Source organism: Haladaptatus sp. HS23 (assembly GCF_056892285.1).
Genome location: NZ_JBXGLH010000004.1, coordinates 188,001 through 211,435 on the forward strand (window position 1 = coordinate 188,001; position 23,435 = coordinate 211,435).

26 protein-coding genes are annotated in these 23,435 nt (G+C 61.4%); 10 read left to right on the forward strand and 16 right to left on the reverse strand.

Annotation, left to right across the window (positions count from 1 at the left end; all coding sequences use genetic code 11):
* Positions 1-67: 67 nt before the first annotated feature.
* Positions 68-940: an amidohydrolase family protein gene (locus AC1XDK_RS13720; protein ID WP_483350461.1), complete on the reverse strand. Its 873-nt coding sequence runs from the start codon at positions 938-940 to the stop codon at positions 68-70.
* 144 nt (positions 941-1,084) lie between these two features.
* Between AC1XDK_RS13720 and AC1XDK_RS13725 the strand changes: the two genes are divergently transcribed.
* A complete protein-coding gene (locus AC1XDK_RS13725; protein ID WP_483350462.1) occupies positions 1,085-3,100 on the forward strand; it encodes a hypothetical protein in 2,016 nt (671 codons plus the stop codon).
* A gap of 15 nt (positions 3,101-3,115) precedes the next feature.
* Here the strand turns inward: AC1XDK_RS13725 and AC1XDK_RS13730 are convergent, their stop codons facing one another.
* From AC1XDK_RS13730 to AC1XDK_RS13740, 3 genes are all read right to left on the reverse strand, one after another.
* Positions 3,116-3,913 carry an SLC13 family permease gene (locus AC1XDK_RS13730; RefSeq protein WP_483350463.1) on the reverse strand — a complete coding sequence of 266 codons (798 nt, stop codon included), beginning with the start codon at positions 3,911-3,913 and terminating at the stop codon, positions 3,116-3,118.
* An 84-nt stretch (positions 3,914-3,997) separates the two neighbouring features.
* Positions 3,998-4,561 (reverse strand): hypothetical protein, encoded by a 564-nt coding sequence (locus tag AC1XDK_RS13735; RefSeq protein ID WP_483350464.1) that lies wholly within the window; start codon positions 4,559-4,561, stop codon positions 3,998-4,000.
* 51 nt (positions 4,562-4,612) lie between these two features.
* Positions 4,613-5,074 carry a MaoC/PaaZ C-terminal domain-containing protein gene (locus AC1XDK_RS13740; RefSeq protein WP_483350465.1) on the reverse strand — a complete coding sequence of 154 codons (462 nt, stop codon included), beginning with the start codon at positions 5,072-5,074 and terminating at the stop codon, positions 4,613-4,615.
* 51 nt (positions 5,075-5,125) lie between these two features.
* Between AC1XDK_RS13740 and AC1XDK_RS13745 the strand changes: the two genes are divergently transcribed.
* Together AC1XDK_RS13745 and AC1XDK_RS13750 are read left to right on the forward strand one after the other, a co-directional pair.
* A complete protein-coding gene (locus AC1XDK_RS13745) occupies positions 5,126-5,563 on the forward strand; it encodes a hotdog fold thioesterase (protein WP_483350466.1) in 438 nt (145 codons plus the stop codon).
* Between the two features lie 275 nt (positions 5,564-5,838).
* On the forward strand, positions 5,839-6,741 hold the full coding sequence (locus tag AC1XDK_RS13750) for a universal stress protein (protein ID WP_483350467.1): 903 nt from the start codon (positions 5,839-5,841) through the stop codon (positions 6,739-6,741).
* A 61-nt stretch (positions 6,742-6,802) separates the two neighbouring features.
* On the opposite strand, the gene paaK is transcribed toward AC1XDK_RS13750, so the two are convergent.
* Positions 6,803-8,089 (reverse strand): phenylacetate--CoA ligase PaaK, encoded by a 1,287-nt coding sequence (gene paaK, locus AC1XDK_RS13755; protein ID WP_483350468.1) that lies wholly within the window; start codon positions 8,087-8,089, stop codon positions 6,803-6,805.
* Positions 8,090-8,195: 106 nt separating this feature from the next.
* On the opposite strand from paaK, the gene AC1XDK_RS13760 reads away from it, so the two are divergent.
* Entirely contained in the window at positions 8,196-8,612 is a 417-nt protein-coding gene (locus tag AC1XDK_RS13760) for a hypothetical protein (protein WP_483350469.1), read from the forward strand.
* Between the two features lie 150 nt (positions 8,613-8,762).
* On the opposite strand, the gene yciH is transcribed toward AC1XDK_RS13760, so the two are convergent.
* Both yciH and AC1XDK_RS13770 read right to left on the reverse strand, forming a co-directional pair.
* Positions 8,763-9,068: a stress response translation initiation inhibitor YciH gene (gene yciH / locus AC1XDK_RS13765; protein ID WP_483350470.1), complete on the reverse strand. Its 306-nt coding sequence runs from the start codon at positions 9,066-9,068 to the stop codon at positions 8,763-8,765.
* 67 nt (positions 9,069-9,135) lie between these two features.
* Positions 9,136-9,540 (reverse strand): hypothetical protein, encoded by a 405-nt coding sequence (locus AC1XDK_RS13770; protein ID WP_483350471.1) that lies wholly within the window; start codon positions 9,538-9,540, stop codon positions 9,136-9,138.
* Positions 9,541-9,623: 83 nt separating this feature from the next.
* On the opposite strand from AC1XDK_RS13770, the gene AC1XDK_RS13775 reads away from it, so the two are divergent.
* Entirely contained in the window at positions 9,624-10,775 is a 1,152-nt protein-coding gene (locus AC1XDK_RS13775; RefSeq protein ID WP_483350472.1) for a thiolase family protein, read from the forward strand.
* The gene (locus AC1XDK_RS13780; protein ID WP_483350473.1) at positions 10,772-11,149 is read left to right on the forward strand and encodes a Zn-ribbon domain-containing OB-fold protein; all 378 of its coding nucleotides are present in this window, start codon (positions 10,772-10,774) and stop codon (positions 11,147-11,149) included. The genes AC1XDK_RS13775 and AC1XDK_RS13780 overlap by 4 nt, the downstream gene beginning before the upstream one ends.
* Positions 11,150-11,213: 64 nt before the next feature.
* Here the strand turns inward: AC1XDK_RS13780 and AC1XDK_RS13785 are convergent, their stop codons facing one another.
* The 4 genes from AC1XDK_RS13785 to AC1XDK_RS13800 all read right to left on the reverse strand — a co-directional run bounded on the left by AC1XDK_RS13785 (position 11,214) and on the right by AC1XDK_RS13800 (position 14,626).
* Positions 11,214-11,909, reverse strand: a complete 696-nt coding sequence (locus AC1XDK_RS13785) for a DUF7547 family protein (RefSeq protein WP_483350474.1) — start codon at positions 11,907-11,909, stop codon at positions 11,214-11,216.
* A 67-nt stretch (positions 11,910-11,976) separates the two neighbouring features.
* Positions 11,977-13,155: a GNAT family N-acetyltransferase gene (locus AC1XDK_RS13790; protein WP_483350475.1), complete on the reverse strand. Its 1,179-nt coding sequence runs from the start codon at positions 13,153-13,155 to the stop codon at positions 11,977-11,979.
* Positions 13,156-13,288: 133 nt separating this feature from the next.
* Complete coding sequence (locus AC1XDK_RS13795) at positions 13,289-14,071, reverse strand: SDR family NAD(P)-dependent oxidoreductase (protein WP_483350476.1); 783 nt, start codon at positions 14,069-14,071, stop codon at positions 13,289-13,291.
* 108 nt (positions 14,072-14,179) lie between these two features.
* Positions 14,180-14,626 (reverse strand): universal stress protein, encoded by a 447-nt coding sequence (locus tag AC1XDK_RS13800; RefSeq protein ID WP_483350477.1) that lies wholly within the window; start codon positions 14,624-14,626, stop codon positions 14,180-14,182.
* Positions 14,627-14,794: 168 nt separating this feature from the next.
* Here AC1XDK_RS13800 and AC1XDK_RS13805 point away from each other — a divergent pair, with 168 nt between their 5' ends.
* Positions 14,795-16,192 carry a GntP family permease gene (locus AC1XDK_RS13805; protein WP_483350478.1) on the forward strand — a complete coding sequence of 466 codons (1,398 nt, stop codon included), beginning with the start codon at positions 14,795-14,797 and terminating at the stop codon, positions 16,190-16,192.
* Positions 16,193-16,310: 118 nt separating this feature from the next.
* A complete protein-coding gene (locus tag AC1XDK_RS13810; protein ID WP_483350479.1) occupies positions 16,311-16,703 on the forward strand; it encodes a DUF8097 family protein in 393 nt (130 codons plus the stop codon).
* Positions 16,704-16,716: 13 nt separating this feature from the next.
* Here the strand turns inward: AC1XDK_RS13810 and AC1XDK_RS13815 are convergent, their stop codons facing one another.
* From AC1XDK_RS13815 to AC1XDK_RS13825, 3 genes are read right to left on the reverse strand one after another with little or no spacing between them, the layout of a single operon-like run.
* Positions 16,717-17,451, reverse strand: coding sequence for an amino acid ABC transporter ATP-binding protein (locus AC1XDK_RS13815; RefSeq protein ID WP_483350480.1), 735 nt, complete (start codon positions 17,449-17,451; stop codon positions 16,717-16,719).
* A complete protein-coding gene (locus AC1XDK_RS13820) occupies positions 17,448-18,266 on the reverse strand; it encodes an amino acid ABC transporter permease (RefSeq protein ID WP_483350481.1) in 819 nt (272 codons plus the stop codon). The genes AC1XDK_RS13815 and AC1XDK_RS13820 overlap by 4 nt, the downstream gene beginning before the upstream one ends.
* Positions 18,267-18,307: 41 nt before the next feature.
* The gene (locus AC1XDK_RS13825) at positions 18,308-19,189 is read right to left on the reverse strand and encodes a basic amino acid ABC transporter substrate-binding protein (RefSeq protein ID WP_483350482.1); all 882 of its coding nucleotides are present in this window, start codon (positions 19,187-19,189) and stop codon (positions 18,308-18,310) included.
* 348 nt (positions 19,190-19,537) lie between these two features.
* Between AC1XDK_RS13825 and AC1XDK_RS13830 the strand changes: the two genes are divergently transcribed.
* Both AC1XDK_RS13830 and AC1XDK_RS13835 read left to right on the forward strand, forming a co-directional pair.
* Complete coding sequence (locus AC1XDK_RS13830) at positions 19,538-20,764, forward strand: cytochrome P450 (protein WP_483350483.1); 1,227 nt, start codon at positions 19,538-19,540, stop codon at positions 20,762-20,764.
* A gap of 54 nt (positions 20,765-20,818) precedes the next feature.
* Positions 20,819-21,331 carry a DUF7992 family protein gene (locus AC1XDK_RS13835; protein WP_483350484.1) on the forward strand — a complete coding sequence of 171 codons (513 nt, stop codon included), beginning with the start codon at positions 20,819-20,821 and terminating at the stop codon, positions 21,329-21,331.
* Between the two features lie 35 nt (positions 21,332-21,366).
* Here the strand turns inward: AC1XDK_RS13835 and AC1XDK_RS13840 are convergent, their stop codons facing one another.
* Together AC1XDK_RS13840 and AC1XDK_RS13845 are read right to left on the reverse strand one after the other, a co-directional pair.
* Positions 21,367-21,963: a nitroreductase/quinone reductase family protein gene (locus AC1XDK_RS13840; RefSeq protein WP_483350485.1), complete on the reverse strand. Its 597-nt coding sequence runs from the start codon at positions 21,961-21,963 to the stop codon at positions 21,367-21,369.
* Between the two features lie 214 nt (positions 21,964-22,177).
* Positions 22,178-23,269: an NADH:flavin oxidoreductase/NADH oxidase gene (locus AC1XDK_RS13845; protein WP_483350486.1), complete on the reverse strand. Its 1,092-nt coding sequence runs from the start codon at positions 23,267-23,269 to the stop codon at positions 22,178-22,180.
* Between the last annotated feature and the right edge of the window lie 166 nt (positions 23,270-23,435).

The following is a 23,435-nucleotide window of genomic DNA, read 5'->3' on the forward strand; positions in this document are numbered from 1 at the left end:
ATTGATTGGTTCGGGAACGGGAATGAATAGAATTGTGGCCCCGAACTGTCGCGTGTCGGTTTTCGGACTACAGGTCGAGGAACTCCTCGGCGTTCTCCCAGAGGATCTTTCGCTGAACTTCCTCAGGGAAGTCGAGGTTCTCGAACTGGTCCAACCACTGGCCCGGCCGAATCATCGGGTAGTCCGTCCCGAACATCACTTTGTCCTGCAGGAGCGTCTTCGCGTAGTGGAGGACTTGGTCGTCGATGTACTTCGGAAGCCACCCGGAGAGGTCCATGTAGACGTTCCCCTTCTGTTGGCAGATGGCGAGTTGCTCCTGTTCCCACGGGAACGCGGGGTGAGCGAGGAGGATTTGCAGGTCGGGGTGTTCCGCGGCCACGTCGTCGATGAGCATCGGGTTGCCGTACTTGATTTTGAGGCCGCGTCCGCCGGGTGCGCCCGCGCCGAGCGTGGAGTTACCGCCGTGGAAGACGACGGGGACGCCGAGGTCCTCGATGGTCGAGAACAGTTCCTCGTGTTCTGGTGCGCTCGGGTCGAATCCCTGTGCAATCTGCTGGAACTTGAACCCGGAGAGGTCGAGGTCCTCGACGACCCGGTGGGCCTCCTCCACGCAGTCGTCTTTCAGCGGGTCCACGCTGCCGAACCCGATGAAGAAGTCGTCGTACTCGTCGCGGACCTCGGCGACGTAATCGTTCGGCACCGGCGGGTTACCGGTGTTCGTCTCCGCGTCCCATCCGAGGAGAATCGTTCGCCCGATTCCGGCCTCGTGGTACTCCTCGACGAACGAATCGTAGGTGTCCGTCTCCATCTTCGCGCCGAACTTGCTCGCCGCGTCCTCCATCATCTGTCCGCCCGCGTCCTCCAAGAATTCCTTCGTGGGTTGGTGTGCGTGCGTGTCGATGATCGGTGTCTCCTCCGCTTCGAGTACGTCGAGGGTCATACACGATAGTTCGCCGGAGACGTGAAAAAGGTGGTCGAACCGTCGTCGTGCTATCACGGCATCGAATCTGTCGTTCGTGAACGATAATTTTAGTAATTAAATCACGTATTGATTTTATGGATTATACGGACCTCTCTGTCGAAGATGTCCGAGAAATCCGATACACGAAACGATCGAGCGGGGACACTCGACCGACGGTCGTATTTGAAAATCGCAAGCGGTGCGGCGGTTGCAGGAGGGACCGCCGCCGGAATCGTCCCGACGATGGCGTCGTCGAGAGGTATGAACGGGGAGGCATCGGACCAAACGATGGCACCGAACGACGTTCCGGACCCGGACGACTTCCAGTACAACGACGTGTTCGACGTGGTGGACGACCTCGGGATGGACCCGACCGGGGAGGAACCGATAGACGACGTCCTCCGCGACCACTTGGCGAGCAACACGAAACTGGAGTTCCCGCAGGGGACCTTCCGTGTCACCGAATTGGTGTACAACTACGGGAAGGGACTCCACGACTTCGGCATGGTCGGCGTCGAAACGGGCGCGACCATCGTCCTCGACACGCCGGACAGCGCCACGCCGAGTCCCGGCGCGTCCTGGCTGTCGCTCGGTGGAAGCGGGTCCTACAACATCCAATACGAGGGGCTTCGACACGACGTGGGAGGCGCGCCCGAAGCGCCGGGAATGCAGATCAACGTGGACGACGGCCTGGTCGTCCGGGACGTTCTCCATCGCGGCGTCCACGACGGGTCGAAAGGCCCGTTCATCTTCGGTCTCTTCAGCGAGGACGGGACCGGACTCATCGACGAACTTCGCGCCCCCGATGGCGCGCCCGACGGGAGCGGTGCGGTGGGTCTGTTCGTCCACCAGTACATGAAGGGGAGCCTCGAACTCAGGAACTGCTGGATAGAGGGGTTCCCGAACAACGGACTCTACGAGTCGAGCAAGAGCACCGGTACCGTGACTGTGAACGGCGGCCTGTACAAGAACAACAACATCGCCAACGTTCGACTCGCCGGGTCTGGCGGCACGGTTCAGGACTGTTGTGTGGTCGTCGACGAACCCCACTCCGACCCGGATTTCCCGACGAACATGCGCGGTATCTGGCTGTTCGCCGACGATGCGACCGTCGAGAACTGCCACGTCACACAAACCGCCGACGCGGTGAGCGACGGCGCAATTCTCGCCGCCGGAGCGGGAACGACCGAGATACGGAAAACGCGGGTTCGAGTCGACACGGACGACGTGTCGGGGGTGTACGCGGTGAGACCCGAATCGACGCCCGCACCGGTCGTGTGTTCCGGAGTCGCGGTGACGGGCGACGCCGACCACACCAGAAGCGGATATCCGGGGAGCGCCGCACTCCGTGCCGTCGGCCGCCCAAACTCTTCTTTCAAATCCTGCTGCGTGAAACAGACCGGGACCGACCGCGACGGAGTTCTGTTACAACAGTGCGACGGAAGCCGAGTGAAGGGGAGTTCGTTCGACGTAACCGGCGACCCGATCACCCTCGACCAGTCGAGTAACGTCACCCGACGGAACAACAGGGTCGGAACCCTCTCCTGTGCGCGCCCGTCGTGTTCGTACGACCCGAACTCGCCCGTCGATGGGTTCGAGGACGACGCACTGTCGGCCTACTCGTTCGACCGCGGGAAATCCGGGGCGAGCGTCGTTTCGTCGCCGGTTCGGAGCGGTGACGGTGCGCTCTCGATTGCGAACACGGCCACGGAGATGACGAACACGGACGGACTCTCGGCGTATCCCTCCGCGGGCGAGACGGTGAGCTACTGGCTTCGCGGGGACGGCGGCGCGGCGGACGTCAACCTCTCCTACGGCGTGCAGGACGCCGACAACCGATACTTCGTCCGCGTGGACCTCGCCAACGCCGACCTCATGCTGTTCCGATACGAGGACGAGGCGACACGGCGACTCGATTCGGACTCGTCCGGGTACTCCCTCTCACAGAAGGCGTGGTACGAACTCGTCGTGGACTGGAGCGAGGAGGGTAACCACATGGCGACGCTTCGGGACGCCGACGGCAATCACGTCGCGAGGGTTTCCGGGAGCGACGGGACGTGGTCGTCCGGCGGCATCGGCTACGACGCGTATCTCGACTGCGGTCAGCAGGTCGTCATCGACGACGTGACGCTGAAGTAGTGCGCCGATTCCCCGTCAGAGTCCCGCGCCGAGCATGAGGACGGCGACGGCGCAGGTGACGATTGCGACGGGGACACCCACCGATAGCAACCGCCAAATGGAGATGTCCACCCCTCGGCGGGCGGCCTGTTGCAACGCGATGAGTGTGGCCGCGCTGGCGATGGGTGTGGCGTTTCCGGCGAGGGTGCTGACCGCGGAGAGGACTAACCACCCGGATTGACTCGTGACACCCGAGGAGAGGAGGACGACGGCCGGAACGTTGCTGATGAGGTTCGACAGGACGAACGTCAGTCCGGCGAATTGCCAGCCAGCGCCGAATCCGGAGACGAATCCTATCAGTGATGTTTCCTCCAAACTCCCGACGAGGACGAAGATACCGACGAACAGGACGATGATGCTCCAGTCCATCCCGTGCAGAATCTCCTCGCCGGGAACCCGACGGAACAACTGGAGCCACGTGATGTGGAGAATCCCCATCGACGCGGCGATGATGCCGGGGTCGGAGTTCGGGAAAACGATGAGGAGGGCGAACGTAGCGAGGAGAAAGGCGACGCTCGACAGCGCCCACCGCTCGTCGATGTCGGGGACGGGAATCTCGGGAAGCGTCGTCCCGGCGGCCGTAATCGGCACGAGGACGACCGCCGCGATGACGAGGCACACGAGCGCGACTGGCGCGAGGTGGGCGACGAACTCGACGGATGTCAGGCCGCTTCGATTCAAAATGTAGGCGTTCTGTGGGTTGCCGAGCGGTGTCGCCGCGCTGCCGATGTTCGCACCGAGGACGACGGCGATGACGAGCGCGTCGGAGGCCATGTTGGTTTCATCATCCGGGGGAGATATAGGATGTTCGGACGGGAAGGTTCTCACAGCGGACGACCGATTTCCCCGAAATCGGCGTCAGTCGCTACGGAACGTCCCGACCCGTCGGTTTCCGTGGATGGAATCGTACACGTCGATGCGAACGTCGTTCGGGGCCGTAAGCGAGTCGCGGTCCACGACGGTCACGCTCGAATACACGAGCGAACGCGTCTCGGTGGCGTCGGTGAGTTCGGTCGGTTCGCGCACCATCGCCGTGCGAATCGACCAGATACCGCTTCGCGCTATTTCACCGGGGATGTAGGAGAGGAGGGACGGATTATCGGCCGTGCTTCTCGACTCCACGACGAGCAGGAACTGTTCGTCGAAGTCCGTCGCCATCAAATCCGACATCCCTTCGCCGACCGTTTCGGCGTCCAACCGTTTCGCGGCGAGTTCGCTCGTCAGCACCGCCCCGAAGTACTGCGTTTTGGGATTCGCATCGCTCAAGCCTCCCTCGATGAACCTGTCGTCGCTGTCGTGCAGTTTGCCGTAGCCCCAATCCATTGTGAGGTCGTGATGGAGGAGGTTGCGGCCGAGGAATCCACCGGTAACGGCGGCGATCCCGAGTCCGGTGCTGGCACCGAGGAACGTACGGCGGTTCATACTATTCGAAACTTGTTAGAAGAATAAAAATAATCCGGTCGTCCCGAACGTTCAGTCGCGGCGCTTGACGAGGAACTTCATGTCGCCTTCGAAGACGACGGTGTCCTCCTGATTGGCCATCGTGGTGTCGATGACGACGAGGCCGGAGTCCTCACGGCTGGAGAGTTCCTTCGTCTCGATGACTTCCATGTCGAGCGAGACGGTGTCGTCCATCTTGACGGGGGCGGGTATGTCCATGTAGTTCATGCCGAGGAAGGCGAGAACGGTTCGCTCCAAGAAGCCACATCGGTAAACGAACCCTGTCGCCAGCGAAAACGTCATCGGCCCGTGGGCGACGCGCTCGCCGAAGTACTCGTCCTCGGCGTAGTGCTTGTTCGTGTGGAGTTCCGTCCAATCACCGGTGAAGGCGGAGTGCATCACGAAGTCGTACTCGGTGACCGTCCGGCCGACGCTCTCGAACGTCTGGCCCTCCTCGAAGTCCTCGAAGTAGTGCGGTTCGTAGCTGTAAGCCATGTCGAACCCCACTCGGGAAGAATATAAGTAACTACTGTGCGGAACCGCCACATGGCGAATATCCCGGACGAGAGATTCGACGAAATCGCAACCGACCCTTACTGTGCCACGCTCGGAATCGAACTCACGAACCTCGGTTCGGGAACGGCGAGAACGGAACTCACGGTTCGGAAGGAACTGTTGAATTTCCACGGGACGCCCCACGGCGGGGCCGTTTACTCGCTCGCGGATGCGGCGTTCGCGGCGGCGTCGAACGCCGACGGCGACACGGCCCTCGCGCTGGAGACGAACATCTCCTATCTCTCGGCGGCAGAGGTGGGCGATACGCTCGTCGCGGTTGCAGAACGCGAGGACGAAACTCGACGTACCGGGTCGTATCGAGTCGGGATTCGTGTCGAGAGAGAGGGAAATGACGAAGAAAGAGGGGGTGAGCAGAGCGAGAAGAGCGCGGAAATCGCCATCTTCCGCGGCCGGGTGTACAAACCCTGAGTGACGGAAGTCCCCCACTTTTCGGATACTCGGCCGAAAAAGATAGAACTCCACTACTGGCTCCGGAAAATCCGACCGTGAATCGTGGTTCTTCGGTAGTGATATTTGACACCTATTTTTATCCAGATGATAGTTACATCGAGAACTCCAAGCGGTAAACGCCTTTGAAAATATATGCGGAAAGAAATGAGAATTTTATTGCTGTATGGGGCTTAAATTCTATATTTGGTAGGATAATGGTGTGATTTATGCTGGTTCAGAAAATGGAGTGGTATATGAACACGAGTCCCATGGCGTGGACTCCATCGCTGCTTTACGCACCGAGTGGAGTGCGACACCCTCGACGGAACGTCGTCGTTCTGTCCGACGGGACCGGTACCGAACGAACTGTCTCGTTCGCGGCGACGCTCGCCGACGCTCGGGACGGCGAGTTGATACTCGTCAATGCGGCCGTCAGGTCGTCCGGAACGCCGCTCTCGCTCGCCAACGGTATGTTGGACGAGCGCCGGGAGATGGCCCGTCGAAGCCTGACAACGGTGGACTCGTCGCTGGACCTGCAAACTCGTGCGGCGGCCCGTGTCGGTCGGAATTACTCGACCATCGCACGGGAGGTGAGCGAGGAGTTCTCCGCCGGCGTCGTCGTCGTCGACGAGTCGGAGTCGATGACGCCGACGGCGCTCGGTCGAAGCGTCGCGACGCGCGTCGGCGGGCGCGTCGATTGCGACGTTATCTCCGTCGGCGGGAACCATCTCTCACCCGACGTGTCCTCGATTCTCGTCCCAGTCGCTGGCGGGCCGCATTCGGGGTTGGCCGTGGACATGGCGCGATACATCGCCGAGAAATACGGTGCCTGGCTCGAACTCCTCCACGTCGTCCCCTGTTCCGAGGACGACCGCGCTCACGCCGATGCGAACCGATACATCACCGCGGCGAACGAGCGCCTCGGCGAATTCTCCGCCGTGGATAAATGGATTCTCGAAGCCGACGACGCTACCGACGCTATTATCGACCAATCGCAGTACTACGACGTTACCGTCCTCGGTGCACCGCAGAAGAACAGACTTCGGGAGTTCGTCTTCGGTTCGACGACGGAGGACGTGCGGTCCTCGGCGTACAGTACCGTCGTCAGCGTCGAACGCTCGGACCGACGCGACTCGCTGTTGGGGAACTGGCTCTGACCGAAGTCGACTGCCGTTCGATGACTGAGTCAGCGGATTACAGTTCTCAAAAATGACGGCGTCAGCGGTGGTCGTAGACGCGCTTTACCTTCCCGACCTCGGTCCGTTCGATGGCACCGGGTTCGACCACTTCGAGTTTGTCGGGTTTGACGTCCAAAATCTCACTCAGTCGGGCGTGGATTCGCTCGCGGAGTTCCGCGGGGGAATCCTCGAAGCTCTCGTGGTACTCGACGGATATCTCCATCTTGTCGAGTTGTCCGTCCCGCCGCAGGTCGATGCGATAGTGGGGTGCGACGGCGTCCAAATCGACCATCACCTCCTCGATTTGACTCGGGTAGACGTTCACGCCTCGAACGATGAGCAGGTCGTCGGCGCGTCCCGTGACGTTGCCCATCCGGACCATCGTGCGCCCGCAGTCACATCGTTCGTAGTTCAGCGTCGTCATGTCGCCGGTGCGGTAGCGCAGGACGGGCAGGGCTTCCTTCGTCAGACTCGTGATGACGAGTTCGCCCTCCTCGCCCTCGGGGAGCGGTTCACCCGTGTTCGGGTCGACGACTTCGGGATAGAAGTGGTCCTCCCAGACGTGCTGGCCGTCCTGTGCCTCGGCGCACTCGATGGAGACGCCCGGCCCGATGATTTCGGACAGGCCGTACACGTCCACCGCGGTCACGCCGAGGGCGTCCTCTATCTCCTCGCGCATCGGGTCCGTGAACGGTTCCGCGCCGATGATGACGGTCGAGAGCGAAAGGTCGTGCGGGTCGATACCGCGCTCTTCCATCGCTTCTGCGATATAGAGGCAGTAGGAAGGCGTACAGGAGAGAACGTCGCTTTCCAAATCCTGCAACATGTCGATTTGCCGAGCGGTGTTGCCGCCGCCGACGGGGATGACACAGGCACCGAGTTCCTCCACGCCGTCGTGGAATCCGAGGCCTCCCGTGAACAGCCCGTAGCCGTATGCGTTCTGGACGACGTGTTCGGGTTCGACGCCCGCGGCGGCGAGCGACCGGGCCATCACCTCACGCCAGACGCCGAGGTCCGACTCGGTATACCCGACAATTTTCGGCTTTCCGGTCGTTCCCGAGGAGGCGTGGATTCGCCGTAGCTCCTCGCGCGGAACCGCGAACATCCCGTCCGGATAGTTGTCGCGAAAATCCTCTTTCGTCGTGAACGGCAGTTTGGACACGTCTTCGACGCTCTCGATGTCGTCCGGCGCGATGCCCGCGTCGTCGAGGGCCTCTCGGTAGAACGAGACGTTTTCGTAGGCGTGGGCGACCGTTTCGGCGAGTCGCTCGTTCTGCAGCGCACGCAGCTCCTCCCGAGATGACGTCTCGGTGTCACTGTATGTCATGCTTATTCGTGATTCGAAGTCCCACGGGAAAACTGTTTCTCGATTACGGTCGAAAGATGGCGTCCCGTCTGAACGTTTATTTTCCTCGCCGTTGCACGCCGAGTGGATGGCAACTGTCTCGGAACTCTGGGGGCGGTCAGGGGAGCGTACGCAACACTGGTGGGTTTTCGTCGGGGGGTACGCCCTCGTCGTCTTCGCCATTCTTCTCGTCGCGGCGCACGGCGGGGAGTCAGGGCTCGCCGACACGTATCTACTCCCCGCCGTGCTGTTTTACGCACCCCCCTTCGTCTCCGCCGTGAGCGCGTTCCGTGGCGGCGGTTTCCCCGCCAGTCTCGCCGTCGGGCTCGCACCCGGCGTCCTGTTCGCCCTCGTCGTCGGTGGTCTCGACCTCGTGGGACACGCCGCCCCGGGGGAGGCCCCGGTTTGGGCGTTAGCCGTCGGGTTCGGCCTCCTCGGCGTCGTCGGGTCGTTGCTCGGATTCGGGGTCAGTAAGGCCGTGTGTCGGTTCGTGGAATCCAGATAGGGACATCCGAGCCGAAAAGTCGAGACGCCGTCGCACGAGTGACCACAGCGGGTCGATTTCGCGGTGAACGAGTCGAAACTGTCGAGGTGAAAAATACGGTGTATGGAACACTGAGACCGGACGGTGCGAAATTCGAGACCGATTTCCTCCCTATTCGACCGCGTATCCCTTGTCCTGTAGGACGTCCGTGACTCGCTCACGGTGGTCGCCCTGTAATTCTATCGCCCCCTCGTGTACCGTCCCCCCGGTGGCCATCTTGCGCTTGAGTTCGGAAGCGAGGTCCTTTACGTTCACCTCGCTCGGGTCGAACCCCTCGACGATGGTTACCGGCTTGTCGTATCGTCGTTTCTCGGTTCGGATGACGAGGCGTTGTTCGGTTCGCCCCAAGTCTTTGTCGATGCCGAGTTCTTCCGGGAGTCCCGTGATGGAACTCAGGTCGTCTTTGTCGTTTGCCACGGCAAACGACCTATGCCACGGAGTACCTTGGCTCTGTCTCACGTCAACCGACGGACAGCAACGGCCGTCAGTTCGAACACCCGTCGTCGAAGAGGTCGGTAAAGAACCCGAGACGCCCCGACGAGTACGTGATGACGATGTCGTGACAGTCGTCGTCATCCATCGTCACGTGACCCCGTGCGTCGGCAACTCGGACAGTGACGTCGTACAGCCCCGGCTTTCCCCAATCGCCGGAGACGGCAGCGTTGCCTTCACGGTTCTCGTCGTCGGCACCGCCGACCCGCTTCGAAAGGGTGGCGACGGTCGTTCCGTATCGCTCGATTTCGATGTGGAAGACGCGCGGGTCCGTATCTTCGTTGATGAGCGAGAGGTCGCCGATGGTCGCGGAAGCGGAGTCGAGCACGTGGAGGCATCCGGCGGTCGAACCCGCAGAGAGGCCGGTCAGACCGGCGAGAATCGCCCGTCGTTTCATATCCTCCAACGAATCAGTCCACCAGCATAGGTTTTCTCCCGCGAATCTCAAGCTTCTAAACCCGTCCCCCCGTCGTTACAACCATGGAACGAGTCGCAATTATCGGCGCGTCGATGACCCAGTTCGGGCAGCGCGACGCGTGGGTACGCGAACTGTTAGCGGAGGCGGGGTCGGCCTGCCTCGACGACGCGGACGTCTCGCCGTTGGACGTAGAACATCTCTACGTCTCGAACATGGCAAGCGGCGAGTTCGAGGGCCAGACCGGCGTGCCGAACGCGCTGGCACACGACCTCGGTGCGCTTCCGGCGTACACGCAACGAATCGACCAGACGAGTTCGAGCGGCGGGGCCGGAATCTACGCCGCGTGGCAGTCGGTCGCCTCCGGAGCGAGCGACCTGACCCTCCTCGTCGGCGGCGAGAAGATGACCCACAAATCGACCGCCGAGGCGACGGACGTCATCGCCTCGCTCACACATCCCGTCGAGTACAAACACGGCCTCACGTTACCGAGTTTCGCGGGACTGACCGCGCGGCGCTACCTCCACGAGTACGACGCGCCACGCGAGAGTTTAGCCAAGGTGGCCGTCAAGAACCACGAGAACGGCGTGGACAACCCGCACGCGCAGTTCCGGAAGGAAGTCGATGTGGAGACGGTGATGGAGTCGCCAATCGTCGCCGACCCGCTTCGACTCTACGACTTCTGTCCCATCACGGACGGGAGCGCAGCACTGTTGTTCTGCCCCGAATCCGAGGCGAAGCAGTATACCGACGAGTACACCGTCGTTTCGGGCATCGGCGGCGCGACCGACACGCACGTGGTCCACGAGCGCGACGACCCGACGGTGATGGGCGCGGCCGTCGAAAGCAGCGAACTCGCCTACGCGATGTCCGACCGAACACCGGACGACATCGACGTGGCGGAACTCCACGACATGTTCACCATTCTCGAATTCCTGCAGAGCGAGGCCGTCGGCTTCTTCGAGCAGGGCGAGGGCTGGAAAGCCGTCGATGAGGGCGTCACCGACCGGGACGGCGACCTTCCCATCAACACCTCCGGCGGCTTGAAATCGAAAGGCCACCCGCTCGGCGCGAGCGGCGTCGCACAGGCGTACGAACTCCACCAGCAGTTACTCGGCAACGCCGGGGAACGACAGGTCGAGGCCGAAGTCGGCCTCGCGTGCAACGTCGGCGGGTTCGGCAACTGCGTCATCACCACCATCATGGAGCAAGCATGAACAGAAATGGAAAATTCGACGCGCACCGCTGTCCGAACGGCCACCTCTCGTATCCGGGCCACCCGCGCTGCCCGGTGTGTGCCGAACCGCAGGACGAGACGGTTGACCTGAGCGACAGGACCGCCGAAATCGTGACGTGGACGACCAGCACCGCGACCCCGCCCGGCGTCCGGCAACCGAACTCCATCGCCATCGTCGAGTTCGACGTGGACGGCGAGTCGGTACGGGCCATCGGGCAACTAACGACCGATGACGTGGAAATCGGCGACGAAGTGCGACCGGTCTACGCCGCCGACCTCCGCGACCCCGACGCGGGAATTCGGGAGGAAGAGAGTCAAGAGTGGGACGGCTATCGGTTCGAACCGGCCGAGTGAACGTCGGGGTCGTTTTTCCGAGCGATGCGGACGAACGGGTACTCACGACCGGGAGAGGGACGACTTACGCTTCGTTCTCGCCGTCCGAATCGCTTGCATCCCCGGAACCGTCGCCGTCGTCCGCCGAATCACCGCCCTCCCCGTGTCCGTTGCCGCGAACGCCCAACTCGTCGCGAATCGAGCGCAGTTCGGCGTCCACGTCGACTTCCGGTTGTTCCTCCTCGTCTTCGTCCATCTCCTCTTCCGCGGCGTCCGCGAGTTCGCGTCCCTCGTCGGCCTGTTCGCTTCCGGCGGCGATTTCGTCGCGGATGTCGTCGCTGAGTCGGCGTGCGTCTTCGAGGATGCGACGGGCGCGCGGTTCCTCGGGCAGGCCGCCCTCCGTGAGAGCACCTTCGACGTCGTTCAGCGTGTCCTGCAACCGGTCGAGGGTGGCCCGACTCGCCCGTCCAGCGCGTGCGCTGAGGTCGGAGCGTGCCTTTTCAGTGGGGTCGTACTCGGGGTCCACGAGACGGATTATCTGCTGGAGCGCCTTGAGCGCGCGGACGTTCGCTTCCAGCATGGTGATGAGCGTCGGGATGGCGTACTCGCCGGTAAACGAGAGAACCTCACGGGGCGTCGGCGGACGCGGCAGTCCCATCGGTCCGCGGGGTGGTCGGCCGAGTTCCGTTTGGAGGCCGCGCAGGGTGGTTTCCAACTCCTCGATTCGATCTTCGAGGTCCGCTCGGTCGTCCCGGTCAGGGTCGTCCCGGTCGTTCGACATGGACGGACGTTCGCACCGCAGAACAAAAGTATTGGTCGGTCGGAATGTGCGAGCCGAAACCCGCGTCTCAGAACCCTTCCGTGAGGAACACGTCCTCCTCGGGGAACAGGTCGGCGAGGAGCACACGAGCGTCGTCGGTTTCGACGGCCAACTCCCCGAACCGCTCGGCATCGCTGACGGAGCAGTATCCCGCGACTAACTGCGAAAGCGTGTTCACGTCGGTCGTTACGTCGGGGTCGGCGTCGGTGGGTCCACAGCGGACGACGTCGCCCGTGTCGAGTTCGAACGTCTCTTCGTTCCACTCGGCTAACGGGTCGGTGACGCGGAAGACGAGCGTTCCGTCCGTATCGTAGGAGACGGTTTCGAGGGCGCGCGGAACGTCCACGAGTCGGAACATCGGCCCGCCTTTGATTTTGCAGTCCACGTCACGTGGGTTTGCAACGATGTCGAGGAGGTCCGTGTTCTCGGGAACGTAGGTTAGCTCGATGGTTTCTACCTGTGAGTCGTGGTACTGCACGAACCGGAGGAGGTGGCGGTGTGCCTCGTCGTCCACAGCCGTGAGTTCCCACACCTTGAGTCGTTTGCCGTCGTCCTCCTCTTGAACCGTGTAGACGATGTAGCCCCGCGCTTCGCCGCCCCGCATCCACGCGTACACGTAGGGGTCCTTCTTCCAGCCTTTGAAGATTCGTTCACGCCACCAGTCCTCGGTTCGGTCGGTGCTGAGGGCGTATCCCTCGGTCATCGTGTCGAACGCGGGAACGAGGAGTTCCCACTCGTCGGCGTCGAGTCGGCGGAATTCGCCCGTCGGTTCGGTGTCCAAATCGAGCGCGTCGAGGTTCGTTTCGTACTCGGTGTACTTGTTCACCATCGCCCAACCGTACTTTCGGTAGAACTCGTAGGAGAAGGGCCAAAGGGCCGAAAAGTACACTTCGTTCTCGCGGTACTCCGCGAGCGATTCGGCGAGCATGTCGCGGACCAGTCCGCGACGGCGACTCTCCGGCGGCGACGCGACGGCGGACAGGCCGGCCATCTCGTGCCACTCACCGCGGATTCGCGTGGTGAACCAGTAGTGTTTGCACACGCAGAGCAAATCGTCGCCGTCGAAGAGTCCGCGGCGGTCCCCGAGATCCGGCGTATCGTCGTCGTCCTCTTCGACGTCGGGACCGTCTTCGGGTCGGAACGCGTAGCGCAAGAATTGCTGATACTCGTCCTTGTATTTCGCGGGAATCGACCGATAGTCGGGCATGATTGGGAGTTGACTGGAAGCGAGAAATAGGTTCGTATCGGGCGGTTGAATCCCATTTCGCTATACGAAAGAAGGGATATCAGGGAGAGGTGTCAGATCGGTAGAAAAGGCAAAATACGAGACAGAACGGCCGTTATGACTTGCTTCCCCAACCGAACGAGAGCCATCCACCATCGGGGTGGAGGATTTCTCCGGTCATGAAGTGTTCCCCTTCCGCGAGGAACGCGGCGCAGTTGGCGACTTCCTCGGGCGTACCGAATCGGCCGAGCGGGGTCCGGTCGATGACGTCCTGCTCGTCGAAGCCGATCTGGTCCTGTGCGTCGTCCACCATCTCGGTTCGGATGTAGCCGGGGGAGATGGCGTTGACGTGGATGTCGTGTTCGGCCCACTCGACGGCCAGACAGCGGGTGAGGTTGTTGACGCCGCCCTTCGACGTGTTGTACGGCGTCCGGCCGGTCTGGCCCTGTTCACCCATCATGCTCGAGATGTTGATGATGCTTCCGCCCGTCCCCTGCTCTATCATCTGCCGTCCGGCGAGTTGCGCCCCGGAGAACGCGCCGGTCAGGTTCACGTCGATGACTTGCTGCCAGTCGGAGAGGGACATCTCCTCGGCCGGGCCGCGGATGTTGATACCCGCGTTGTTCACCCAGACGTCGAGGGAGCCGAACTGGTCGACGACGTCTTCGACGAGCGATTCGAGCGATTCGGGGTCGGTCACGTCGGCTTCGATTGAAACGACGGACTCGGAACCGGTTTCGTCCGCAATCTCCTCGGCCGCCTCGGCCGCTCGCTCCTGGGAGCGTGAGTTGACGACGACGTTCGCGCCTCGGGACGCGAACTCCTGTGCGATCGCGAAACCGATACCGCTACTCGACCCCGTTACGACGGCAGTCTGGTCGTGCAATGTACTGGTCACAGTTGTGCGCTATCGCGCTGCCGTTTTATTATTCCGGTTGTTTCGTCGCTATTTGCACACTAACTCGTGTGAAACCGGACTTCTGTTGGATAAATAGTGGAGAATTAGTCAGTCGGTGAGAACGGTAACTGGTCCGTCGAAGTCGAGAATGACCTCCTGTGTCGCGTCGCCGAAGAGGGCCTTTCCCGTCGGCGAGCGCTGTCGTCCCGTAATGAACACGTGGTCGCAGTCGTACTCCTCGGCGGCGGCGAGGATTTTCTCGGCCTTGTTGCCTAAATAGCCCGTCACCTCGTACTCCACATCGAGTTCGGCGAGAACCTCGTCACCGATGTCGCGGGCGAACTGTGTCGCACCTTTCTCGGCCTCACCGACGGTATAGCTCGCCGAACTGCTCATGAGCGATTCCATCGCGTCCCGCCGAGCGCCGTACTCCTGTTCGGTAGTGATATGCGTTAGAATCAATTCGGCGTCCAATCCCTCGGCGATGATACCTGCTTCGCGAACGAGTTCCTTGGCCGCCTCCGTAGGTTCGACGACGGCGAGTGCACGGTCCATAAATACCGCAAATAAACGAGAAACAATAAAACCAGCGTTCGTTTACATAGTGGAAAAATATTACAATCTATCCCAAATATGCTGTTTGTTTATTAACCATCCTCATTAAATTACCGCTATTAAAGGAAAATGTTTTCAATGAACATCAATGACATGGAGTCGCAATCCATGGCAATCGAATTCGCACAGAGCCCACTGCTGACGTTCGCAGCCGGGCTGATTTTAGTCATCCTCCTCCTGGTCGTCTGGGACCTCCCGGCGTTCGTCGGGCTAGCTATCTCCGCATTTGGTGTCGGATTACTCAACGCGGTGTTCGTCGCCGACTTCACGTTCGGCGACGCGGCAGCACGGACGGCGACGGAGTTCGGGAACGGGATGGCCGGTATCGGTATTCCAATTCTGATGGCATCGGTTATCGGAAAGTCGATGCTCGAGAGTGGTTCCGCCCAACGTATCGTTCGGGCGTTCCAATCGGTCGTCGGGAAGGAAAATTCGGACATCGCGCTGTGGGGCAGCAGTACCGTACTCGCGATTCCGGTGTTCTTCGACAGCGTGTTCTACCTCCTCGCGCCGCTCGCACGTTCGATGCGTGCACGCGTGGGGAAGAATTACGCGCTGTATCTGATAGCCGTCGGGGCGGGTGCCTCGGTGGCTCACGTGTTCATCCCGCCGACGCCGGGACCGTTAGCAGTCTCGGATCAGCTCGGCATCGCTAACCTCGGGCTGACCATTCTGGTCGGTATCATCGTCGCCATTCCGTCGGCAATCATGGGCGGCCTCGTTTACGGCCGCTGGATAAACAAGCGAATGAACATCCCGCTTCGGGACGCGATGGGGACGACGACGGAAGAACTCGAAGAGCGTGCAAACCGGGACAACAAGAACCTCCCCGGTGTACTCGAATCGGCCATCCCCATCATCCTCGCCATCGGGCTGGTCGCCTCGTACACCATCGTCGATACGTTCAAGGACCCATATCCGGTGCTCGCGAACCTGCAACCGGTAGTCGCGTTCATCGGGGACAAGAACGTCGCGCTGACGATTGCCGCCATCGCGGCGGCGTACACCTACCTCCGCTGGTCCGACCTCTCGCGGTCGCTCTGGGAGGAGGAACTCACGGAGGCGCTGAAGAGCGGTGGGAACATCGCCGCCATCACCGCGATGGGTGGCGCGTTCGGTGCGCTCTTGGCCGCGTCCGGAATCGGGTCGTACATCGCAGGCCACCTCAAGGGCCTCGGTATCGGCTTGCTCGTGACCGCGTGGCTCATCGCCGCAATCGTCCGCGTCGCGCAGGGGTCGGCGACGGCCGCCATGCTCACCGCCGCGGGAATCATGGCACCGCTGACCGCACAGCTATCGGTCAGCCCGGTGTACATGGTGATGGCCATCGGAGCGGGCGGAAACATCTGCTCGTGGTACAACGACTCCGGGTTCTGGCTCGTCAAGGAGATAGGCGGGCTTACGCAGACGGAGACGCTGAAGACGTGGACCGTATTGACGACGATTATCTCCATCACGGGCCTCGTGACGGTACTCGTTATTTCGACGGTCTTCCCGTTAGCGTAGTCCGATTTCCCGAAATTCCCCGCTTTTTCGAAGCCATCGCTCAGCAGTGGAGAAGCCATCTGACCCCCACGGAAACGGTGGGCAGTAACCATATCGTGTCGGATGGCGGGATAGAATCATGGTCAAGCGACGAACGCGCGCCCTGTTCGAATTCGGGGTCGCCGCGGTAACGTTGGTCGTCCAGATACGCCTTTGGCGGGCACTGCAGAACGACGACCAACCGGGAACGGCGGTCCGGGACGAACGAACCCGAATCTCTCCGGGTGGTCTCGGGCTAGGGGCCCTGTATCGGAGCCTCGACCTCCGGGTACGCGACCGTGACGTCGGCGGTGTGCGAACGAACCGCCGTCGCCGTCTGCTGTTCAGCCTGTGCACGGGCGCTGCCCGACGACGATTCCTGCCGCAAACGGGAGCGTTCATGAACAACTTCGGCGTCGGTCAAACACTCGGAATGGTCGTCTATCGACTCCGGTACGGCGTGCTTCGGCCGCTTCCCGGTACGGACGAATAGAAAAGTCGGCCGATTACAGCACCATCGAGAGGAACTGCTTCGCCCGGTCGGTGCTCGGGTTCTCGAAGAACTCCTCGGGCGGTGCGGTTTCGATGACGCGCCCGTCGGCCATGAGGACGATTCGGTCGCCGACTTCGCGGGCGAAGCCCATCTCGTGAGTGACGACCATCATCGTCATGCCGCCCTCCGCGAGTTCGCGCATGACGCCCAACACTTCGCCGACCAGTTCGGGGTCGAGCGCGCTCGTCACCTCGTCGAACAGCATGACGTGCGGGTCCATCGCCAGCGCGCGGGCGATGGCGACGCGCTGTTGTTGCCCGCCCGAAAGCTGGTTCGGATAGGAGTCGGCTTGGTCCGCCAACCCGACGTCGGCGAGGAGTTCCTGACTCCGTTCGTCGGCCGCGGCACGCGAGAGTCCTTTCACGTCCATCGGTGCAATCGAGACGTTCTCCAGTGCTGTCTTGTGCGGGAAGAGGTTGAAGCTCTGGAACACCATCCCGATGCGCTGGCGGAGGAAGTTGATGTCCACCGTCGGGTTGGTGATGGACTGGCCCTCGATACGTATTTCGCCGTCCTGTATTTCCTCCAAGCGGTTCGTACATCGTAAGAGGGTCGATTTGCCGCTCCCGCTCGGACCGATGACGACGACCACTTCGCCGTCCTCGATTTCGAGGTCGACGTCCTTCAGGACGTGTGCCTCGCCGAAGTACTTGTCAACGCCCTCGAACTCGATTTTCGGGGAACTCATCGCTGTTCACCCCACGCGGCGCGCTCTTCCAGCATACGCACGAGTTTGCCTAATGGAAGCGTGATGGCGAGATACGCTATCGCGACGAGGACGAGCGGCGTCCACGCGTCGAACTGGTTGCTGTTGACGTTCCGGAAGAGGCTGATGAGTTCGCTGACGGCGATAACCGACAGCAACGAGGTGTCCTTGACAAGGATGATCTGGTCGTTCCCGACAGCGGCGAGGGAGTTACGGAACGCCTGCGGGAGAACGACTTTCCGCATCGCACTGATGTAGGACATGCCGAGCGACCGCGCGGCCTCCATCTGGCCGTCCGGAATGGAGTTGATACCGCCCTTGATGGCTTCGCCGGAGTACGCCGCGTGATTCAGCGAGAGCCCGATGATACCGGCGTACCAACCCCACTGGGAGAAATTACCGATGCCGAACCTCGGGAGTCCTATGTACAGGACGAACAACTGGAAGAGGAGCGGCGTTCCGCGGAAGAACTCGACGTAGCACGTTGCGACCGCGCGAGTGAACTTCGTCTTCGATACGCGACCCAAGCCGATGAAGACGCCGCCGATGAGTGAGAGGACACTCGAAACGACGACGATTACGAGAACGTCGATATACGTGCTGATGAATCGTGGAAAGATGGTCCCCAACAGTTCGTAATCGACGAAATCCGTGAGGATACGGAAGATGACGTACGAGATGAGAAGCGTGAATCCTCCAGCGACGGCGATGCCAAACCATTTGAGCCGGGTGTCAGTCAGTAGACCGTCGCCTGCGCGGTGTTCGGCGGCAGCGTCTTCGTGGTATGTCCCTGCCATAATGTATCAAATTTTATTGTTTGTTGAATCCGACGGTGGAATTACCCCTCGAAATACTCGCCGTAAATCTCGTCGTACGTGCCGTCGTCCTTGATGGTCTTGATGGCCTCGTTCACCTTCTTCCGGAAGTCATCGTCATCCTTTCGGAACGCGATGCCGTACTCCTCGACGGTCAGCGTGAGATAGTCGGGTGCGTTCTTCCCTTGCTTCGCGGCTTCTCCTTCGCCCTCGAGGAAGACGACACCGTCCATTTTGTTCACGAACTCCGCGTTGACGGTGTTGTCGTTGATGACCGCGACTGCCTGTTGGTTCCGCAATGCGTTGAACGCGCCCGTAATCTGGTCGTAGCTGTGAATCGTGAGGCTGCCACCGAAATCTTCCTTCACCTTCTCCGCCGCACTCTCGCCGGTCGTTCCCTTCTGAACGGCGATGGTCTTGCCTTTCAAGTCGTCGAGCTTCTCGATGCCGCTCCCCTCTCGAATCGCGACGGTTTGGTACGCCGTGAAGTACGGATCGGAGAAATCGACCTTCTCGGCACGGTCTTCGGTGATGGTCATCGCGCTCATGATGAGGCGGAAGTTCTTGTTCTTCAGACTGTCGATGATGGTGTCAAAGCCGGCCTTCTTGAACTCGTACTCCCGGTTGAGTTGTCCCTTGAAGATGGCTTCCGCGATGGCGGGATCGAACCCTTTGAGGGACCCATCGGCCTCGCGGTACTCGAACGGTTTGTACGGGATGTCGGAACCGACAATGATCTTGCCGGTGTCCGGTTTCTCCGTACCCTTCGAAGTGGTCGTCTCGCCGTCGCTGCTTTCGGACGTTTCGTCGTCGCTGCCACTGCCACTAGAATCACCGAGACAACCTGCAAGCGCCAGCGCAGCGAAGGCGCCGGAACTCGCTTTGAGGTAGTTACGTCTATCCATGCTATGAAAGCATTTACCACAATTATATTAGCTTTCCGTCTCGGTTCCATGCGGATTGGAACTCGGGCAAAGTAACGTCGTACAACCGTGAATACTGGCCAACACCGGTCGCAGTGGTATATTATTGTCCACAAAGTATCCGATATCACAATATGATTGTCATCAAAATAGTCGGAGATAGAGACGAAATAGGAGGCGCTCCGACGACGCGGGCCGAAGAATAGACATCGGCCTGCCGAACATGTTCGTCAGCGTCTCGGTTTTACACCGATTTATGCGTCGTTTTGGATCGGTTTTCGATACGAGGGGGAAAACGCTGATGCGTGCGCGCCTACCAATTATCTAGGGATGAGTTCCTCCAACCCACAGGGATTGCAGGCGTTTCCCGACGAACTGTCCGAACGAGAAGCGTGGCTCGAACCGTTCGACTGGTACCGGGAGATGCGCGAGCAGGCACCGGTTCGGTACGACCCGACGCGGGGGGTGTGGGACGTGTTCCGATACGACGACGTAAAGGTGATGTTGGACGACGACGAGCGCTTTTCGGTAAGCCCGCGGAACGCTGACGGCTTTCAGGAACCCGAGGGCGAGGAGGCAGGTGTCATGCTCGATACGATGCTCATGCAGGACCCGCCGCGACACGACGAACTCCGAGGCGTGGTAGACGAGGAGTTCAGTCCCCGCACGATTCGGGAATTGGAGCCACGTATCCGCGAGTTGACGACGGAGTTGTTGGACGACATCCTCGACAACGGGGACGAAATCGACCTCGTGGAGGAGTTCGCGTACCCCCTTCCCGTCATCGTCATCGCCGAACTGTTGGGCGTTCCGCCGGAGGACCGCGAGCAGTTCAAGCAGTGGTCGGACGCCATCGTCTCCGCCGCGAGCGAGGACGAGAACACCGAGGAGTTCTACGAGCGGCAGGACGAGATGCGCCAAGAGATGGCGTTCTACTTCGTGCAACTCATGGAAGACCGGCGCGAGAACCCGCGGGACGACCTGATTTCGACGCTCGTCACCGCCGAAATCGACGGCGAACCGCTCGACCATCGCGAAATCCTCGGAACGTGTATCCTCCTGCTCGTCGCCGGGAACATCACGACGACGAACCTCATCACGAACGCGATGCGGTGTTTCGACGAGGACGACGCATTCGAGGAGTTAGCGGGCGACGACAGGGCGCTCACCACCGCAATCGAGGAGGTGCTTCGCTACCGCTCGCCCGTGCAGGCGATGACCCGGGTCGCGATGGAGGACGTGACGATGCACGGCGAAACCATCGAGGAAGGCGACCGAATCGTCGTCTGGCTCGGTTCCGGAAACCGCGACGAACGGCAGTTCGACGACGCGGACGAGTTCCACGCCGACCGCACCCCGAACCAGCATTTCGGCTTCGGCTACGGAACCCACTACTGTTTGGGCGCGCCGCTGGCCCGCCTCGAAGCCAAAGTCGCGCTCTCGGAACTCCTCGCGCGCGTGTCGAACGTCACGATTCCCGAGACGACGCTCGAACCGACGCGGAGTTCGTTCATCTACGGCGTCGATTCGCTCCCGATTCGGTTCGACCGCGAGTGAGACGGCCCCGAAGTAGCTACAGAGCTTATTCACGTGCAACGCGTCTCTAACGGTATGAGCCTCGATGTAGACGTTCCCGCCGCGCCGACCATCTACGAGGAGACGCGGGACGACCAGTACGAATCCGATGTCGACAAGCGGGCCGACTTACAGGCCTATTTGAACGGCGTGGAGAACGCGTGGGAGGAGGGGTTCGAGACGTGGGCGGACGAAACCGCGCTCTCGGACGACGCGTATCGCGCCGTCCTCGACCTCGGGCTCATCGAGGAGTTCGATTTCTATTGGAATCCGGAGATGGAGGAAGTCGAATACGAAGCGCCGGAGATTCCCGACGACTGGGAAGAGCGTGGCCGGTACGCCGACCTCGATTCGTGGTCCACCGTCTCGGCCATCAACGAGGAGATGGACGACCTCGGAGAGACGGTGGCGGGCATCCTCGACGACTACTACGTCGAATGGGGGACCGAACGCGACGTCGTGGAGACGTTCGGCGACCAGTACAACGGCCGGGACGACGAGATGCCCGAGAACGTCCGGGAGGATAGTCGCTACGAGAGAGGCGGGTAGGGCGGAAGAACCGAGAAACGGGGGAGTCGGAAGAACTACGACGGGACCTCAGTCCCGAAGCGGTTCGAGAACTCCTCTTCCCTGATGTGGAGCGTCTGGAAGACCGGTTCGAGGTCCTCGACCGAGAACCGAACGACGACGAGTTCGTCCGCGATCGTTTCGAGTTTCTCGACGGACGGCGGGTCCTCTCCCTCGACTTTCAGGCCGAGCCATCGCGCCCGTTCGACGCCGTAGCGGACGAGGGAACTTCGCACGAACTCCGCGATTTCGCGCGCATTCGTCGTGGCGAGCCCCGTCGTTTTTCTACGGACGCCCCGCAGCCAGACGGTCGCCGGATGCTCCTCGCGGAAGTTCTTCCACCAGTTGCTGTGTTGGCGGAGCGTAGTGGCGACGAGGACGTCCTCGCGCCGGTCGTAGGCGACGGGTGTCGCGTACCGCGTCCCCGACCGTCGCCCGACGTAGGACAGGAGCATGAGTCGGTTGCTCACGAGCCAGTGGAACTTCGAGCGCAGGAGCCGTCGGAGGAGGGGGTTGGCCACGTACTTCTCGGCGATGAAGAACGGCGCTGGCATGGTTCTGATTTCGACCGACGGCCCGCACCCGTCTTGGTCGGTCGCATCGTCAGTCGGCATGGTCGTTCCCCCGCCCTCCTCGGACGCCGTGCGTGCGACTGAGTGCCATACTGATAGATGGGCAAGAAACGGCATAAATGAACCGTCAGACGGAGGTGTCGATTAGCAGTCAAACGGAGGTGTTGATGGACAGTCAAACGGAGGTGTCGAAGTGCTGTGTTTCGGTTCGACGTTGTCAGTGATTGGTCCGTTCGTTCTCGGCCGAAGTCTCGTGTTACTGGACTGCGCGGCGATACTGTATCGGCCACTCGACGTCTTCTTCCGCGTCGAGTTCCGCGGCGGCGTGGAGCGTGAAGTACGGGTCACGGAGGTGTTCGCGTCCGATGATCGCGAGGTCGGCACGTCCGTTGCGGATGAGCGCATCCGCCTGTGCGGGTTCCGTGATGCCACCGACCGCGCCGACGAGCGCGTCGGTCTCCTCGCGGATTCGCTCCGCGAACGGGACTTGGTAGTTCGGTCCCGGGTTCGGAATCCGCTGGTCGGGGTGAAGTCCACCGGCGCTCACGTCGATGAGGTCGGCACCCGCGTCGGCGAGTTGGTCCGCGAGGTGGACCGAATCGTCGACGGTCCACGACTCGCGGTCGGGAAGCCAGTCAGTGGCCGAGATGCGGACGAAGACCGGTTTGTCGTCGGGCCACACCTCGCGGACCGCCTCGGTTACTTCCCGGACGATTCGGGTTCGGTCCTCCGGACTGCCGCCGTACTCGTCCTCGCGGTCGTTCGTTACGGGGGAGAGGAATTCGTGGAGGAGATAGCCGTGTGCCGCGTGGACTTCGGCGATTTCGAACCCGGCGTCGAGCGAGCGCTCGGCCACCGCCGCGAAGTCGTCCACTAACGCGGCGATGTCGTCTTTGGTCATCTTGCGGAGTTCCGGCGGCGTTTCGTCGTAGGGCCACGGTTCCGCGCTCGGGGCAATGACCTCCCATCCGCGTTCGTCAGGTTGGAGTGGTCGGTTGCCGTCCCACGGGCTGGTCTTGCTGGCCTTCCGGCCCGCGTGGGCGAGTTGAATCGCGGGGAGCGCACCGCGGTTCCGAATGAACTCGGTGATGGGTGCGAGCGCGTCCCCGTGTTCGTCGCTCCAGATGCCGAGGTCGTCCGGTGAGATTCGACCGCGCGGCTCGACGGCTGTCGCCTCGGTCATCACGATGCCAGCGCCACCGGTGGCACGGCTTCCGAGGTGAACCCGATGCCACTCGGTTGCTAGTCCGTCGCCGTCACAGGAGTACTGGCACATCGGCGAGACCATCACGCGGTTCCGTGCCGTCGACTCCCGAAACGAGATACTACTGAACAGATCGTCGGTCATCGTCCCTTCGTTGGGATTCGACGCCCAAAACAGCTACAAACGCCGCCGGATTTGCCGATTCTTTCGGACGGACGGTATCGACTCGATTAGGTTACATTTCCCGCCGTACTGGCAGACATTACCGGTACTGTTCGACCCGTATCGTGGTTAAAGCCAACATGTGTCA

Excerpts from the sequence above, each read along its gene's own strand:
- AC1XDK_RS13720 (WP_483350461.1), bottom strand. The coding sequence starts at position 940 with ATGACCCTCGACGTACTCGAAGCGGAGGAGACACCGATCATCGACACG.
- AC1XDK_RS13725 (WP_483350462.1), top strand. The coding sequence starts at position 1,085 with ATGTCCGAGAAATCCGATACACGAAACGATCGAGCGGGGACACTCGAC.
- AC1XDK_RS13730 (WP_483350463.1), bottom strand. The coding sequence starts at position 3,913 with ATGGCCTCCGACGCGCTCGTCATCGCCGTCGTCCTCGGTGCGAACATC.
- AC1XDK_RS13735 (WP_483350464.1), bottom strand. The coding sequence starts at position 4,561 with ATGAACCGCCGTACGTTCCTCGGTGCCAGCACCGGACTCGGGATCGCC.
- AC1XDK_RS13740 (WP_483350465.1), bottom strand. The coding sequence starts at position 5,074 with ATGGCTTACAGCTACGAACCGCACTACTTCGAGGACTTCGAGGAGGGC.
- AC1XDK_RS13745 (WP_483350466.1), top strand. The coding sequence starts at position 5,126 with ATGGCGAATATCCCGGACGAGAGATTCGACGAAATCGCAACCGACCCT.
- AC1XDK_RS13750 (WP_483350467.1), top strand. The coding sequence starts at position 5,839 with ATGAACACGAGTCCCATGGCGTGGACTCCATCGCTGCTTTACGCACCG.
- paaK (WP_483350468.1), bottom strand. The coding sequence starts at position 8,089 with ATGACATACAGTGACACCGAGACGTCATCTCGGGAGGAGCTGCGTGCG.
- AC1XDK_RS13760 (WP_483350469.1), top strand. The coding sequence starts at position 8,196 with ATGGCAACTGTCTCGGAACTCTGGGGGCGGTCAGGGGAGCGTACGCAA.
- AC1XDK_RS13770 (WP_483350471.1), bottom strand. The coding sequence starts at position 9,540 with ATGAAACGACGGGCGATTCTCGCCGGTCTGACCGGCCTCTCTGCGGGT.
- AC1XDK_RS13775 (WP_483350472.1), top strand. The coding sequence starts at position 9,624 with ATGGAACGAGTCGCAATTATCGGCGCGTCGATGACCCAGTTCGGGCAG.
- AC1XDK_RS13780 (WP_483350473.1), top strand. The coding sequence starts at position 10,772 with ATGAACAGAAATGGAAAATTCGACGCGCACCGCTGTCCGAACGGCCAC.
- AC1XDK_RS13785 (WP_483350474.1), bottom strand. The coding sequence starts at position 11,909 with ATGTCGAACGACCGGGACGACCCTGACCGGGACGACCGAGCGGACCTC.
- AC1XDK_RS13790 (WP_483350475.1), bottom strand. The coding sequence starts at position 13,155 with ATGCCCGACTATCGGTCGATTCCCGCGAAATACAAGGACGAGTATCAG.
- AC1XDK_RS13800 (WP_483350477.1), bottom strand. The coding sequence starts at position 14,626 with ATGGACCGTGCACTCGCCGTCGTCGAACCTACGGAGGCGGCCAAGGAA.
- AC1XDK_RS13805 (WP_483350478.1), top strand. The coding sequence starts at position 14,795 with ATGGCAATCGAATTCGCACAGAGCCCACTGCTGACGTTCGCAGCCGGG.
- AC1XDK_RS13810 (WP_483350479.1), top strand. The coding sequence starts at position 16,311 with ATGGTCAAGCGACGAACGCGCGCCCTGTTCGAATTCGGGGTCGCCGCG.
- AC1XDK_RS13815 (WP_483350480.1), bottom strand. The coding sequence starts at position 17,451 with ATGAGTTCCCCGAAAATCGAGTTCGAGGGCGTTGACAAGTACTTCGGC.
- AC1XDK_RS13820 (WP_483350481.1), bottom strand. The coding sequence starts at position 18,266 with ATGGCAGGGACATACCACGAAGACGCTGCCGCCGAACACCGCGCAGGC.
- AC1XDK_RS13825 (WP_483350482.1), bottom strand. The coding sequence starts at position 19,189 with ATGGATAGACGTAACTACCTCAAAGCGAGTTCCGGCGCCTTCGCTGCG.
- AC1XDK_RS13830 (WP_483350483.1), top strand. The coding sequence starts at position 19,538 with ATGAGTTCCTCCAACCCACAGGGATTGCAGGCGTTTCCCGACGAACTG.
- AC1XDK_RS13835 (WP_483350484.1), top strand. The coding sequence starts at position 20,819 with ATGAGCCTCGATGTAGACGTTCCCGCCGCGCCGACCATCTACGAGGAG.
- AC1XDK_RS13840 (WP_483350485.1), bottom strand. The coding sequence starts at position 21,963 with ATGCCGACTGACGATGCGACCGACCAAGACGGGTGCGGGCCGTCGGTC.
- AC1XDK_RS13845 (WP_483350486.1), bottom strand. The coding sequence starts at position 23,269 with ATGACCGACGATCTGTTCAGTAGTATCTCGTTTCGGGAGTCGACGGCA.